8 protein-coding genes are annotated in these 15,812 nt (G+C 65.5%); 4 read left to right on the top strand and 4 right to left on the bottom strand.

The annotated features are described in order from the left end of the window. Positions 1-12: 12 nt before the first annotated feature. The gene (fxsT, locus tag AB0F89_RS09260; protein WP_367134561.1) at positions 13-2,493 is read left to right on the top strand and encodes an FxSxx-COOH system tetratricopeptide repeat protein; all 2,481 of its coding nucleotides are present in this window, start codon (positions 13-15) and stop codon (positions 2,491-2,493) included. Between the two features lie 55 nt (positions 2,494-2,548). Then, complete coding sequence (gene fxsT / locus AB0F89_RS09255; RefSeq protein ID WP_367134559.1) at positions 2,549-4,927, top strand: FxSxx-COOH system tetratricopeptide repeat protein; 2,379 nt, start codon at positions 2,549-2,551, stop codon at positions 4,925-4,927. Between the two features lie 345 nt (positions 4,928-5,272). Here the strand turns inward: fxsT (AB0F89_RS09255) and AB0F89_RS09250 are convergent, their stop codons facing one another. Next, positions 5,273-5,881: a GIY-YIG nuclease family protein gene (locus AB0F89_RS09250; protein ID WP_367134557.1), complete on the bottom strand. Its 609-nt coding sequence runs from the start codon at positions 5,879-5,881 to the stop codon at positions 5,273-5,275. Positions 5,882-6,634: 753 nt separating this feature from the next. After that, on the bottom strand, positions 6,635-10,405 hold the full coding sequence (locus tag AB0F89_RS09245; protein WP_367134555.1) for an NACHT domain-containing NTPase: 3,771 nt from the start codon (positions 10,403-10,405) through the stop codon (positions 6,635-6,637). 397 nt (positions 10,406-10,802) lie between these two features. Between AB0F89_RS09245 and AB0F89_RS09240 the strand changes: the two genes are divergently transcribed. Together AB0F89_RS09240 and AB0F89_RS09235 are read left to right on the top strand one after the other, a co-directional pair. Then, positions 10,803-11,675 (top strand): hypothetical protein, encoded by an 873-nt coding sequence (locus AB0F89_RS09240; RefSeq protein ID WP_367134553.1) that lies wholly within the window; start codon positions 10,803-10,805, stop codon positions 11,673-11,675. A gap of 27 nt (positions 11,676-11,702) precedes the next feature. Next, positions 11,703-12,272 carry a hypothetical protein gene (locus AB0F89_RS09235; RefSeq protein ID WP_367134551.1) on the top strand — a complete coding sequence of 190 codons (570 nt, stop codon included), beginning with the start codon at positions 11,703-11,705 and terminating at the stop codon, positions 12,270-12,272. 695 nt (positions 12,273-12,967) lie between these two features. Here the strand turns inward: AB0F89_RS09235 and AB0F89_RS09230 are convergent. Both AB0F89_RS09230 and AB0F89_RS09225 read right to left on the bottom strand, forming a co-directional pair. Continuing rightward, positions 12,968-14,530, bottom strand: a complete 1,563-nt coding sequence (locus tag AB0F89_RS09230; protein ID WP_367134549.1) for a 4-coumarate--CoA ligase family protein — start codon at positions 14,528-14,530, stop codon at positions 12,968-12,970. Positions 14,531-14,921: 391 nt separating this feature from the next. Continuing rightward, positions 14,922-15,794 (bottom strand): DUF4349 domain-containing protein, encoded by an 873-nt coding sequence (locus AB0F89_RS09225; protein WP_367134547.1) that lies wholly within the window; start codon positions 15,792-15,794, stop codon positions 14,922-14,924. Between the last annotated feature and the right edge of the window lie 18 nt (positions 15,795-15,812).

Here is a 15,812-nt window from a genome sequence, read left to right as displayed (position 1 = left end):
AGGGGGTGACCGGTGGCGGAGTGGGACTTCTTCGTCTCCCACAGCGAGGCCGACCGGGCGTGGGCCGAGTGGGTGGCCTGGGAGCTGGAGGCGGGCGGCCACCGGGTGCTGGTGCGGGCGTGGGACGCGGTGCCCGGCGCGAACTGGGTCGGTCAGGCGCAGGACGGCGTGCGCGGCGCGCGGCGGACCGTCGCGCTGCTGTCGACGGCCTACCTCGGCTCCGCGCACCGCGCCGCCGAGTGGCAGGCGGCGTGGCGCGACGACCCGGCGGGCGCGGACCGCGGGCTGGTCGTGCTGCGGCTGGACGAGTGCGAGCGGCCCGGGTTGCTGGGCTCGGTGGTGTCGGCGGACCTGTTCGGCGTGGACGAGGCGATCGCGCGGGAACGGCTGCGGCGCGTCGTGCGCGGCGCGGTGGGCGGGCGGCTCAAGCCCGCCGACCCGCCCGGCTTCCCCGGCCGCCCGCCGCGGTTCCCCGGCGCGCTGCCCGCGGTGTGGAACGTGCCGCCGCGCAACCCGAACTTCACCGGTCGGGCCGAGTCGCTGACCCGGCTGCGCGCGGCGGTGCGCGGGTCCGGGGCGGTGACCGTGCACTCGCTGCACGGGCTCGGCGGCGTCGGCAAGTCCGAGCTGGTGATCGAGTACGCGCACCGGTTCGCGCACGACTTCGACGTCGTCTGGTGGGTGCCGGCGGAGCAGCCCGCGCTGGTCCCCGACCACCTGGCCCGGCTCGGGCACGAGCTGGGGATCGGCGGCGCCGACCAGACCGCGCTGGTGGCGGCCGTGCTGGCGGACCTGCGGGCGCGCCGGCGCTGGCTGCTGGTGTTCGACAACGCCGAGGACCCCGCCCGGTTGCGCGAGCACGTGCCCGCCGGTGACGGCCGCGTGCTCGTCACCACCCGGCGCAGCGGCTTCCGGGCGTTGGGCGCGGTGCTGGACGTGGACGTGCTGGACCGGGCGGAGAGCGTGGCGCTGCTGCGCCGCCGCGTGCCGCCGATCACCGACGACCGGGCCGACGAGCTGGCCGGGCTGCTCGGCGACCTGCCGCTGGCGATCGAGCAGGCGTCGGCGTACCTGGACACCACCGGCCTGCCGATCACGGCGTACCTGGACCTGGTCCGCACCCGGATCGCCGAGGTGATCGGCCGCGGCCGGGTGGCCGGCCGGGACGAGACCCTGGCGACGCTGTGGGACCTGTCGCTGGCCGCCGCCGCGGAGCGGGACCCGGCGGCGACCCGGGTGCTCCACCTGCTGGCGTGGCTGGCCCCCGAACCGGTGCCGCTGGACCTGCTCACCGGGAACCCCACCCGGTTGCCGCCGCCGCTGGCGGACGTCGTCACCGACCCGCTGGCGCTGGCCGACACCGTCGGCGTGCTGGTCGACCGGTTCCTGGTGCGGCGCGCCGACGACGAGATCACCATCGCCCACCGGCTGCTCCGGGAGTCGCTGCGCGCCCGGCACGTCGACCGGGCGGCGGCGACGTCGGCGCACGAACTGCTCGCGGCCGACCTGCCCGCCCGGATCGCGGGCGCGCCGGAGAACTGGCCGCGGTGGCGGACCCTGCTCGCCCACGTGCTGGCGGTGTGCGACGACGTCACCGCCGCCGTGATCGGCGCGCCGGACCGCACCGCGTGGCTGCTCGACCGCGCCGCCACCTACCTGCAGACCCAGGGCCGCCTGGACGAGGCGCTGCCGCTGTTCCGGCGGGCGCTGGCCATGACCGAGGCGGAGCACGGCCCCGACCACGCGAGCGTCGCGGTCGAGCTGAACAACCTCGGTCTCGTGCTGCGCCGGCTGGGTCGGCACGGCGAGGCCAGGGAACTGCTCGAACGCGCGCTGGCCACCAACGAGCGGCTGTACGGCCCGGACCACCCGGACGTGGCGAACGTGCTGAACATCCTGGGCCTGGCGCTGATCGACTCCGACCGCGCCGCCGACGCCCTGCCGCTGCTGGAACGCGCCCTGACCATCGACCGGGCGCACTACCCCGCCGACCACCCGGCCGTCGCCACCAGCCTGAACAACCTGGGCCTGGCCCTGCACGGCGTCGGCCGGACCGAGGAGGCCAAGGTCGTGCTGGAACGAGCCGTGGCCGCCCAGGAAGCCACGTCCGGCCCGGACCACCCCGAGGTGGCGATCCGGCTGAGCAACCTCGGCCTGACCACCCTGGCCCTGGGCGACCCGACCGGGGCCCGCGCCCTGCTGGAACGCGCACTGGCCATCGACACCGCCACCTACGGCCCCGCCCACCCCGTCGTCGCCGCCCGCCTGAACAACCTCGGCTCCCTGCTGGGCGACCTGGGGCAGCACGCCGAGGCCCGCGACCTCCTCGAACGCGCGGTGGCTGTCACCGAAGCCGTCCACGGCCCCGACCACCCCGCTGTCGCCACCCGCCTGCGCACCCTCGCCGCCGTCCTGCGCGACATGGGCCTGCCCGCCGAAGCCGCGCCGCTGTCCGAACGCGCCGACCGGCTGACACCGCGATCGGGGCCGTAACCGGGGGTCGGGCGGGCACGATGTGACGGGGTACGCGGTGCGAGGGGTGGTGTCCGTGGCGGACGGGTGGGACTTCTTCGTCTCCTACGCGCAGGACGACCGGCAGTGGGCCGAGTGGGTCGCGTGGGAGTTGGAGGAGGCCGGTCACCGGGTGCTGGTCCAGGCGTGGGACATCGTGCCGGGCAGCAACTGGGTCGCCACCATGCAGGAGGGCGTGCGGAAGGCGGAACGCACCATCGCGGTCCTGTCGACGGCTTACGCGGGGTCGACTTACGGTGCGGCCGAGTGGCAGGCCGCGTGGCGCGACGACCCGCTGGGCGCCGAGCGCAAGCTGCTGGTGCTGCGGGTGGAGGACTGCGACCGACCGGGCCTGTTGGGGTCGGTGGTGTCGGAGGACCTGTTCGACCTTCCGCCGGAAGACGCCCGTGCCCGGCTGCTGCGGGTGGTGAAGGGCGCCGTCGAGGGCCGGTTGAAGCCCGCCACCGCCCCCGGCTTCCCGGGCCGCACGCGGGCGGTGGCGCGGGCGCCCCGGTTCCCCGGCTCGTTGCCGGACGTGTGGAACGTGCCGGCGCGGAACCCGAACTTCACCGGTCGTGTCGGGTCGCTGTCGCGGCTGAGGGAGGCGATGCGGTCACCGGGCACGGTGGCGGTGCACTCGCTGCGGGGCCTGGGCGGGGTGGGCAAGTCGCAACTCGCGATCGAGCACGTCCACCGCTGCGCCGCCGACTTCGACGTGGTGTGGTGGATCCCCGCCGAGCAGCCCTCCCTGATCCCGGACCACCTGGCCGAGCTGGGTGCCGCGCTGGGCGTGGACGGCGCCGCCGACCCGACCGCGAGGGTCTTGGCGGAACTGCGGGGACGTCAGCGCTGGCTGCTGGTGTTCGACAACGCCGAGGACGTCGACGCCCTGCGGCCCTACGTGCCGTCCAGGGGCGGGTGGGTGCTGGTCACCACCAGGCGCAACGGGTTCCGGTCGCTCGGTCCGGTGCTCGACGTGGACGTGCTGGACCGCGCGGAGAGCGTGGCACTGCTGCAACGCCGCGTCCCCGAGGTGGCCGACGACGTGGCGAACGCGCTGGCCGAGTGGCTGGGTGACCTGCCCCTGGCACTGGAGCAGGCGTCGGCCTACCTGGAGGCCACCGAACTCCCGGCCGACGCCTACCTGGACCTGCTGCGCACGCGCACCGCCGAGATGATCGGCCGAGGTCGGGTCGCCGGCCGTGAGGAAACGCTGGCGACCCTGTGGGACCTGTCGCTGACCGCCGTGGTCGAGCAGGACCGGGCGGCGGCACAACTGCTCGACCTGCTGGCCTGGCTGGCCCCCGAACCCGTCCCCCTGGACCTGTTCACCACCCACCCGGAGGTCCTGCCCGAACCGCTGGCCGAGGTCGCCGCAGATCCAGTGCGGTTCGCCGAGACGGTCGGCGCACTGGTCGGCTGGTTCCTGGTCCGGCGCTCCGGCGACGAGGTGACCACCGCCCACCGACTGCTCCAACAATCCCTGCGCGCCCGCACCACCACGGTGACACCGGCTCTCACGTCCCCGGCGCCGGTGGTCCAGCGACTGCTCGCTGCCGATCTGCCCGGCAACATCATCGCCGCACCGGAGAACTGGCCGCGCTGGCGAGCACTCCTACCCCACGTCTTGACCGTGCACGAGGACAGCACGGCCACCCCACCTATCACCACCGAGCACACCGCGTGGCTCCTCGACCGCGCCGCCACCTACCTCCAAACCCACGGCCGCCCCGCCGACGCCCAACCCCTGTACCAGCGCGCGCTGGCCATCGCCGAAGCCACCTACGGACCCGACCACCCCGAAGTCGCCACCGTCCTGAACAACCTCGGCCTCGCATTGCGCGACCTCGGCCGCCCCGGCGATGCCCAGCCCCTGCTCGAACGCGCGCTGGCCATCGCCGAAGCCGCCTACGGACCCGACCACCCCGAAGTCGCCATCGACCTGAGCAGCCTCGGCCTCACATTGCGCGACCTCGGCCGCCCCGAAGACGCCCAACCCCTGCTCGAACGCGCGCTGACCATCACCGAAGCCACCTACGGACCCGACCACCCCGAAGTCGCCATCGACCTGAACAACCTCGGCCTCGCGTTGAGCGACCTCGGCCACCCCGGCGATGCCCAACCCCTCTACGAACGCGCACTGACCATCGCCGAAACCGCCTACGGGCCCAACCACCCCGAAGTCGCCACCAGCCTGAACAACCTCGGCTTCACGTTGAGTGCCCTCGGCCGCCCCGAAGACGCCCAACCCCTGCTCGAACGAGCACTAGCCATCACCGAAACCACCTACGAACCCGACCACCCCATCATCGCCATCCGCCTGAACAACCTCGCGGTGACACTGCAAAGCCTTGGGCGCGGTGAAGAGGCACAACAGCTCATCGAGCGCGCAGACCGCATTCGATCTTCCGAATAGCCGGCATCGAACGGCACGCCACTCCACACGTGCCTGCGAGCTGACCGAGCACCGGAACCAGCCGATCACACCGACCACCACAGTGGCGCAGGTCAGCCGTGGTCCGGCTCACCTGCGCCAACCGGTCACCCGATCACCGAACCTCCCGCGCCCGCAGGTCCTTCCGCAGGATCTGACGGCACCACCACATCAGGCCCCTGACCTGCGCTTCAACCGTCGCCCGATGTGGAACGCGACATGTTGTTCCGTACAGGTTCCGTGGGTGCGGCATGACGTCTCCTTCCGGAGCCGCCAGCAGCAACGTCACCCACGGTCCACGTGCCGCAGCATCCATCGCGGAGCCGATCAGGAGAAGATCGGAAGGTTCCGCGCGGCGGCTTTGTGCTGTGCGCGGAGTGCCTTGAGCGTTGGGTAGTACGGGTTGTGGGCGTTGTCCATGAGGTTCAGAGGAAGCACTTCGCCGTTGATAAGGCTGTGCTCCAGCTTCCACGGCTCGTCCTCGGCGATGAAGGCCACACGGGCGTGGACACCCATCCACTCGCTCAGCTTCGCTTCCCCGGCGGGGGTGAAGGTCAACCGCTTGCCGCTGCCTACCCGACGAAGCTGGATGCCCAGCCGTTCGGCGAGGTGGCAACCCAGCGTCAACCGCAGGGTGGACCCTTCGGCGTTGCTGCGGAAGTGCTCGCGCACCCGTGCATACAGGCCCCGCTGACTGGCAGCCTTTCCGTTCGCCGGCGGCGCCTTAGGGGCAATGCCGACGTAGAGCAGCGTCCCGGCATCGGTGACACGGCACCCGTCGGTCGGCACCCCGGGCGGAACCTCCTCGAAGTACCAGGCGTAGACACCGGGCCGCTTCGGGATCGGGGAGTCCCGCACGAGCACCTCATTACGCGAGTACACCCGAGCAGGGTTCAGCAACCCCTCTGCCCGCTCGACGTACAGACCACTCCCCATGACACCACTCCCCTGAGCCGATCACCACATCCGCTGGAGGCAAGCTAGCGAACACCTCCGACAAGCAGGCTCCGAACTGGATCACGTCGGTTCAGGCCGGGTACCGACGCACGGTCGTCGGGCATCGTCATGACGGCGTCCCCAACCCAAGAGCCTGACTTCTGAACCCGAAGTTCGTGGATCTTGCCTGCCTGTCGTCTGCCGACACCTTTCAGAGTCTGCCGCCACCTGCATTATTTCCGAATGCGAACCACCACTGTGGACTGGTCGATGTGGACCTCTATCGTCATTAATCGGGGGTAACTGAGGGCTCGATTGCCGGTCGTTGTGCTATCGCTGCCCGCTGTGCTCGCTCGACGATGCCTTAGGGACAGCAAAAGATCATGCACAGAAATTTTCGGGTAACTGCCTAGGCGACCTTTTACAACCTAGGTTACTACCCGAGCCTGGTCACGCTAGGGCGTTCTAGGTATGCCGTAGGCAAGCCTGTGGGCTGGTCGACGCCGTCAAGGCGTCGACCAGCCCACAGGCGCGGCAGCCGAGCGCCGTGCCCAGCCCAATCTGGCTGCGTCGCACGCGCTCGTTCCGACTTAAGGTGGTCGATATCAGACAAGGCCTTCTGCAGATACATAACCTCGCTCGGTGATCGAGTGCTGCGGTCATCCATTCACCCGTTGTAAGAAAACAGTATCATTGTTTTCACAACGGTTAGCTCGAGATGCGTAATCAATGCATGGCACGTGCGACCTCTATTCAGCTCTCACCGTCCAAGTCGTACCAGTCACCTTTGGCGGCCACTGACGCCAGCGAGGGGGTACGCCGACCCAAATCCGCTGTAAGGGATTCACTGGCTGACATGACTACGCCGGGAGGCAATTCTCGGGCACGCTGCAAGATCGCTCGAGCGATGACTAGATTGAGCCGTTGATCCGTAGTGAAGAGAGAAAAATGGGTTGTACTACGCCTGACAATCGTATACGCCTCGGCAAGATCATTGACAGATTCTTCCGACCAACTTCCCCTTGTGAATGCCATTCTTTGCAACCAGGCTATCGCAGCAAGGCCAGCCAGCTCCCTGTCCCGCCTTTGCCGAGCAACTTTCGCTAGCACAACCATTGCATCCTCGCTCGCCAATTTTGCGGATGCAAGATAAAGCATGGGAGCGCTCGCCCTGCTAGAATTCCAATTGCTTTGAGTAATCGCGTGTACCATGTATGGACTCCGCAGCGAGTGCAGCGTACGAAGTGAATAGACGTCCATCTGGTTGACCCATGGAGCAAGTACGCTTCGATTATCCCACAGAACACTATTCGGAGCCCACTGCAAAATGCAAGATAGCGCAAAGAATGCATCATCGACGCTGGTGATACTGCGCAGTTGCTCGCTCCACCATTCGACACTGTTACGGCGTTGTCGCGCATATCTTGCTCGCTGCACTGGCGATATAGACTGGTCTAAAAGGTCGCAAAACTGACTGCGAGGCAGGTTTCCACTTCGCACCTCGCCCGCAACAGCGGCCATTGCTAGACTACGTTTACACCTACCGCCAAGAGCTTCTTCAACCAGTGCGTTAAGCCCTATCCACGACCCTATAGAATTCCGGGCATCCGATGCGTTAAATGCCTGATATGCGTCCGAAATCCGATAGATCAGGCGCACCACTTCGGTATCTGGACGCTTTTCTGACCATCTACGTGAATTAATTCTGTGCCTGCCATTCTGCACATAGTAGCTCACGTATGAGAGCGAGGTCATGGACAGTAGACCGATAGTGGGAGTTATGGAATTATAGGATACTGGTGCGTCCAGTGACACTCCAGACCTGAACGCATTCAAGAATGACGGAAAACTGTTGTCGTCAATGGTGATTCGCGTTACGTTAACCTGATTGAGGAGGAGATGCCAGGAGAGCACATCATCACCGATGTGCTCAATCACTTGAGAGACCTGCTCAGCAGGGAGTACGCGGATCACGCGCATAGTATTGCCGAGTGCTAGCCATCTCCGTCGAACAAGAGGGCTTGAGGCTGACGACCATCTTTGATACCACCAAGAGGCCAGCTCGGCCGAACCTAAGTTAGCAGACAACATCTGCGCGGAAGCGTACTCAGCAATTCCAGAGGAAGCTTGGCGCTCAATACGCGCGATCATTTTCTCAACGACTTCATCACCACCTGAGTCCGCTGAGATTGATAGGTTCTCATTCGCGACAGCTAGGAGGCTAACCGCGTCCTCAGAGCATATTAACTCGACTACACGAGCTTGTGCGCGTGGCTTCTGAGAGAAGACCTGATCACGAAGAAGAGAGAGCGCAGCTTGCCGTGAGTACGAAATCAGCGAAAAGTCTTGCCCTGGCTGCACGAGGTCTTCGAGAAGGTCGGCGATATTAGACAGTTCGCCAACGTCTGAGAACCCGGCATAGAAACGTGCAACGTTCCACCAATAAGGGTTTCGAATCAGGGCGTCGAACCGATCTGACCTATTGCCGCTCCTCTCGGCACCTTGCGTAGAATTTCTAGCCGTCGAGTACAGGTACTTGGCTGCAAAGTACTCACGTAAAGGCTGCACTTCGAACTCGAACGTGTTTTCAACCCTACTGGTCAAAACCATCACACGGTCGGTCATTCCCGTGAACAACTGGTCGACCAGGTCGATCTTCTTTTTCTTATATCCGTGGGTTTGTAGGTAGCCTTTAAGCATACCCTTGAGCTTGATTTCGGAGATGCTTCCGTTTGATTCCCCTGATTCCGCAAGGCAATGTAATTCCCATGCCACGTATCCGTGGAGATCCAAGATGAGTTCTCGCTCATCCCGAACAATAGGACTTTTTTCCGCCTCTCGATCAAGGAATGTTTCCATGTAGTCCCTATATAGAGCTGTTCGCTTATCTGGCAGCGACAGACCTTTCTTCCTCACTAGCCATAGAAGAATCGCAAGCTGCATCGGGTTTCGAGCGAGATCGATAATGTGTGGCTGTCCAAGGCGCTGACCAAGCACTTGCCGGATTTCATAGGCGGCCTGGTGGGCCACATTTCGAGACTTCAGCCAACCATCCGTGTACTCCAGTACCGAGGCGAGAGGTAGATCGCCTAGCGTCAGGTAGACGTATTCCTTCTTAGAGAACCCGGGAGTCTTGGCGAATGAGCTTGGCCTACTAGTCGCAATCGTACGAAAGGATGGACTGAACGGCTCGATTCGCGCAAGCGCTTCATTCACACACGAAACTACTGCGCGGCGGTCATTAAGATCGGGCACCTCGTCTAGACCGTCCAGAACGAGTAGAGCCGGTGTTGCACGCAGAATGCTGTCGAGGTCAGTTACCGTAAAAAGCATTCCGCCGGATTGGCGTCGAACTTGCGCTGCAAGAAATGATTCTAGCGTGTTCGACCAGTCTGGCGGCGTGCCTTTAAATGTTATGTCAAATGGATCTTGCTTACGTAGCCAGGCAGCTAGATCGCGTAGATCGACATGGAGTGGCAAGAAGATGGGACTAGAACGGTGTTCTGGAGGGAAGCGCTTTACCTCGGGCGTGTTCAAGAGGCGAGCTCGATGTACCTGACACAGATATTGCCCGATGGTTGATTTACCTTGGCCAGGAGCGCCCTCTAGGACAAACTTCAAAAACTCGGCGCCGCTGTCAGATCTGAAACCCTCTGCCAGTAAGCACGTCGCCGCAAGCGGTCCTTCCGCCCTGTTGGTCGCAATAAACGTTTCCGTCACATCTCTTCCCAAGATGCCGGACCATCGCTCAAGGGTATCGTTAAGTGAGCGAGCCGTGTGCCAGTCGGAGTTAAGAATATTGCGGACGGCGGGGTCGTCAATTTTACTTTGCGGTGGAACGACTAGCGGGACGTCGATAAATACATCTAAAAGTTGCGGCTCCAATTCCGCCTGCTTAAATTTGACAACTCGATCGCGGCGGTATTGGTGTGCTAGATACTTGGTTAGTGCGTTAACCCGAGGATCGGATCGCGCAATCTTCAGAAATTCATCGTCGTCAATGTTCGGTTGCCTAAGGTCAAGCAACTCGGCTAGACCGACGGTATCGCGAAGGAAGCCATACGTGCGTTTTATCTCACGTTCCGAGTCTAGACGCCTGTCAATATCGTCTCGCCACCAGACTTGAGCTGAAACGGGCATATTCTCATTCAACCACTTCTGCACGCGGTCGCGTGTTCCTTCATCTTGATGCGAAGAACATTGCGCGTTAGTAAGAAGGATGTACTTGTTGGTACCACGGGATGCGAGTACGCGGACTTTCTCCAGTTCGCCATTGAGTGCGTTTATAACCCACTTCTCAATCTCATTGGCAGTGGCAAGCCTATTTGGGGTGGGCTTCCGATACTTTACTTGATACACGACGGAATCGCTTGTGGGGGCCGCGGGAAGTGCAGCGTCTCGGCCTCCATCCGGCATCCCGACAGGGAAGCACTGGATGTCAGGAAGTTTAGCGGCAAGGAGGGCCTGACATAGTTGTTGGAAGCGGTCCGCCCCTAGTGACTCATAGTCATACTGCACTGTCACGCTCGCCTCCATGCTGAGGGTGCCACGATAACTTGACGGATATAGTATCCGAGTTCACAGCACAGTAGTACGGCATCCCCGTCGAACGGTGACACGCCGTGTACGCATAACCCCAACCCATCGAGGTAGGTCAGGTGGGGCTGCTGACCGTGCCTCCAGGTCGTCGCGGACGGGCTTCGGTGCCTTGGGTGTCGCGCCCGTGGGCCGCAAGGCCCACGTTGGCGCGACATAGAACACTGCCGAAGTCTGTCCGCGACGACCTTTACGAACTCTGAACGGTCAGCGGCCCCCGGAGGGGGCCGCCTTGAAGAAGAGAAGAAACTCTGAACACTGCGGTCCAACACGTGTCGGCCCACGCTTAGGGTGGTTGTCACTGAGCCCTTTCCAACCTTGCCGCGTGGACGGTGACCGTGGTGGAGATGTGGCGAAGCCCCTACAACGCCTGGCTGGCTCGCCTGCGGAGCGCGGCTGCGTGAGCCTTACTTACAAGGTCAACATCTGGGAACTGAAGACTCTCAAGCCGGACAGGAACGGCGAGAAGCGACCGAAGCCCTACGGCGTTCGCTGGGTCACCGCAGGTAGAGAGCACTCCGAGTGGTACCGGACTAAGGCGCTGGCCAGCAACCGGCGTAACGATCTTGTACAGGCGGCCCGTGAGGGGCAGGCGTTCGACATCGGAACCGGTCTCCCGGAGTCGGAAATCAAGGCGAAATCGGTGCGGTCGTTGTTGCAGCTCGCGCAGGAGTTCATCGAGCACGAGTGGAATGAGGTCGCACCCAACACGCGGAAACGGTACGTGGATGCCTGTGCGATTCCGGTCGCCGCATTCGTCACCTCGCAGCATGGAGCACCTACTCCCATGACGCTGAGGCGCACGTTGACCACGTGTCTGCTGCTTCCGCCTGAACTGAGACCGCACCAGCTCACCGATGAGCAGCAGGAGGCGGCGCAGTGGCTTGGAACTGCCTCCCGTCCGGCCCGCGAGTTGGCGGATGGCGTGGAGCTGGACAAGGTGCTGCGGACGTTGGCGCGCAAGCTCGACGGGAAGGCCACCACCGCGTGGACGGCGAAGTCCCGACGTGCTGTGGTCAGCTTGCTGCTCGGCTACGCGGTCAAGGTCGGTGAGCTGGCGGCGAACCCGCTGGCGGGACTGCGGGTAACCGGCCAGGACACGATCAACGAAGTCGATCCTCGGTCGGTCGTGAACCCGAAGCAGGCACGGCAGCTCCTGGCGGCTGTGACCTACGCCGGGAGACGACCGGGGAGTTAAGACTACCTGTTCGGTTTCTTCGCGACCATGTACTACGCGGGTCTGCGGCCCGGCGAGGTCAACAGGCTCCGTGAGACGGACTGCGAACTGCCTGAAACCGGCTGGGGTGAACTTCTGCTGGAGAAGTCGGCGACCCGCGCCGTGGCGCGCTACACGGACTCGGGGACGGGCTGGGAGGAGCGCAACTTGAAGCGGCGGCCTGACGGCGCGACTCGGCCGGTGCCCATCCCGCCCGCTCTGGTCGCCATCCTCCGGTGGCACCTCGACCGGTTCGGCACCACGCCGGACGGCCGTCTTTTCCGGGGCCTGAAGAGCACTGAGCCGATTAACTCGTCGGTCTACACGGCAGCGTGGCGGAAGGTGCGACTGGTCGGCCTGTCGCCCTCTCAGGCCGCTTCGCCGTTGGCGGACGAGCCGTACGCCCTGCGGCACGCGGCCGTCTCGACCTGGCTGGCGGCCGGGGTGCCCGCGGTTGAGGTGGCGGAACGGGCGGGGCACTCGGTGGCCGTTCTGCTCAAGGTCTACGCCAAGGTGCTCGACGGTCAACGCGAGAAGTCGAACCAGCGGATCAACGACCTTCTCGGCGAGGACGGCTAGATGAACCAGATCGAACCTAGCTGCACGAGCTATGCACACCGCCGCGCATAAGGTGCAGGTAGTCTCATTTCATCCGCCCCGGACGGCGTGCAGAGGAGGACCGGTTGTTCGACCAGCGAAAGTCAGCACCGGAGAGCATCCTCCATGCACAGCATGGCTCTGCATCAGGTGCTAGCACCGTCATCCAAGCCGGACGTGATGCGAACTGCACACACATCCACATCCATGTGCACGTTCAAAAAAAGCCTAGTAGAAACGGATTGGTCTGTAGCAGAAGCTACACTCCGATACCCCAAACGACCCGGATGGACCTGCAGGGACGTTAGCGGTCGCTGCTGTGAGGCCAAGTAAAAGGGGATTGGCCTAGTTCGGTGCAGCAGTTCCAGCGCCGGTCGAGGCGACGGAAGCCAGGGCGGCCCAGTGTCTGCTTCCTCATCAGGCACGTGCCGGTGCCGACGCCGAACAGTCGGCTGCATTCTGCGAGACGACAGAAAGTTTGCCCAGGTGAAGTGCATGACGAAGCCCCCGGCAGCGATCACCGCCGGGGGCTTCCGTTGTTCCGTGCATGTTCCGTGAGAAGCGGCAAGAAGCCACCACGACCGACAGAACATGACAGGTGCTCAACTTATTCGTGATCCTGTTGGCGCAGGTCAGGTATGGTTCAAGCGCCTCACCTGCGCCAACCGGTCACCCGATCAACTGGCCTCACGGGCGCGGAGATCCTTCCGCAGGATCTTGCCCGCCGCCGACTTCGGGATCGCTTCGATGAACTCCACGACCCGCACCTTCTTGTGCGGCGCGACCTGGGACGCGACGAACTCCATCACCGCCGCCGCGTCGAGGGTGGTGTTCGGCTGCCGCACGATGAACGCCTTCGGCACCTCCTCGCCCTCCGCGTCGCGCACGCCCACGACCGCCGCGTCGGCGATCTCCGGGTGCGTCAGCAGCAACGCCTCCAGCTCGGCGGGCGGCACCTGGTAGCCCTTGTACTTGATCAGCTCCTTGACCCGGTCCACGATGCTGACCAGGCCGCGCTCGTCGATCACGGCGACGTCGCCGGTGTGCAGCCAGCCCTCGTCGTCAAGGGTGGCGGCGGTCGCCTCGGGGTTGTTCAGGTAGCCCTTCATCACGTTCGGGCCGCGGCACCAGAGTTCGCCGCGTTCGCCGACGCCCACGTCCTCGCCGGTCGCCGGGTCCACGAAGCGGCACTCCATGTTCGGGGCGATCACGCCGACCGTGCCGACCGAGATGTCGTCGCGCCCGTCCGGGATGGCGTGGCTGACCGGGCTCATCTCGGTCATCCCGTACCCCTGCGAGACGCGGCACCCCAGGCGCTTGGCCACGGCCGCCGCGAGGTCGACGTCCAGCGGCGCGGCGCCGGAGAAGATGCCGTCGAGGCCGGACAGGTCGTACTGGTCGACCAGGGGGTGCTTGGCCAGCGCCACGGCGACCGGCGGGGCGATGTAGACGCGGTCGGTGCGGTGGTCCTGGATGACCCGCAGGAACTCGGGCAGGTCGAACTTCGGCAGCGTCACCACCGTCGCGCCGACGTGCAGGCCGTTGTTCATCAGCACCTGCATGCCGTAGATGTGGAAGAACGGCAGCACGGCGAGGACCTTCGTCTGCCCGCTGACCTTCAACAGCGGTCCGCACTGGACGATGTTGGCGACCAGGTTGCGGTGCGTCAGCATCACGCCCTTGGCCCGGCCGGTCGTGCCCGACGAGTACGGCAGCACGGCCACGTCCTCGGCCGGGTCGACGGTCACCTCCGGCACCGGTTCGGTGTTCGCCAGCAGCGACGACAGGCTCGGGTAGCCCTCGGCGGCGTCCAGCACGACCACGTCGGAGATGCCGGCCTTCTCGGCGCCCGGCGCCGCGTTCGGCAGCAGCGCGGACACCGTGAACAGCATCTTCGCGCCCGCGTCGGTCAGCTGGTGCGCGACCTCGTCCGCCGTGTACAGGGCGTTGATGGTGGTCGCGGTGGCGCCCGCCCGCAGGATGCCGTGGAACACGACCGCGTAGTACGGCGTGTTCGGGCTGAGGATGCCGACCACGTCGCCCTTGCCGATCCCCTTGGCGGCCAGCGCAGCGGCCAGGCGGTCGATCGCGCCGGCGAGCTGGGTGTAGGTCAGGGACGCGCCCGAGGTGCCGTCGACCAGCGCGACGCGGTCGGCGCGCTCACCGAGGTCGGCGAACAGCAACTCGTGCAGCGAGACGTCCGGGACCTCGACGTCGGGGAACGGACTGCGGAAGACCATGCGGCTGCCTCATTCATCCTGGGGGCCGTGATCCCGCCATCGTGAGTCAAGCCACAGGGATGGTCAAGGCAGTCGGCGGTCGCGCTACAGCGTTACTTAACTCGGCTAAGAAGACCCGAATGGAGTAGTGCGCCCCCTTGTGGTGATCACCGGCCATCTGCCAAGTTGGCAGGGTCCCGCGGGTCGGCTCCCACGCACTCCGAACGGCCCGCGCGGCACCTCCGCGGTTCGCAATCCCCCCGTCGAACCGCGGCCCGCTTGGAATCCCGGGCTCCCCCCGCCCGGATCCACTTTCAGCGGGGACTGACGCGGGGCGGCTTGACTCGCGACTCCCCCTCTCTCCCAAGCCGCCCCGCGCTCCCGCGCGATGTTGCTCTGAGTAGAGTTTTCGTCAGGATTCACCGCGCAACAGGGTGGTCCCGGCCCGCCGCCGACGGCGCCACCAGAGGTAGCCGAACGCGGGCAGGCCGAGCACCACCGCGAACGGCAGCACGGCGCCCACCACGACCAGCAGCCAGCCGAACGCCCCCAGCAGCGCCTTCCAGCCACCGGTGAACGCGGCCAGGAACCCGTTCTCCTCCTCGGCCACCACCGCGGGCGCGTCGCTCGTCGTGATGACGACGGTCAACGTCGACAGGGCCACCTGCCCCTTCAACGTCTCGTACCGGCGTTGCAGCGACTCCAGCTCGGACTGCCGCTCGGTCAGCTCGGCCTCGATGTCGGTGATCTCCGCGGTCGTGGTGGCCCGGTCCAGCAGCCCCCGCACCCGCTCCACGCTGGCCCGCTGGTTGGCGATCCGCGCCTCGACGTCCACGACCTGCTCGGTCACGTCCTCGGTCTGCAGCTCGCGCCGGGTGACGCTGACGCCCTCCAGCCGTCCGACGGACTCCAGCACCGGGTCCAGCCGGTCACCGGGCACCTTGAACGTCACGGACGCCCGGTGGGGCTGCGACTTCTCCTGCGCCGAGTACCCGCCCTCGGCGATGACCAGGTCCTTGACCCGGCCCAGCACCGCGGCGGCGTCCGCCGCGCCCAGCTCGATCGTCGCGGTGCGCACCAGCAGGCGATCCTGCTGGGCCGACGTCCCGGCCTGCTGGGCCTGCCCCTGGTCCGCGGCCTCCTGCTTCGGCGTGCCGCCCGGTTGCGCCCGCTCCGGCGCCACCGCCGGCTGACCGGCCGCCGAGTCCGACGACGACCCGGCCGAGCACCCCGCCAGCGCCAGCACCGCGAACGCGGCCAGCGCCAGTCCCACCCGTCTGCCCATGGTCCCCTCCCAGGTTTG

The sequence above is a fragment of the Saccharothrix sp. HUAS TT1 genome (genome assembly GCF_040744945.1).
Lineage (GTDB): Bacteria > Actinomycetota > Actinomycetes > Mycobacteriales > Pseudonocardiaceae > Actinosynnema.
Note: the sequence above shows the minus strand (reverse complement) of the source record. Positions and strands in the feature narration are given on the sequence as shown.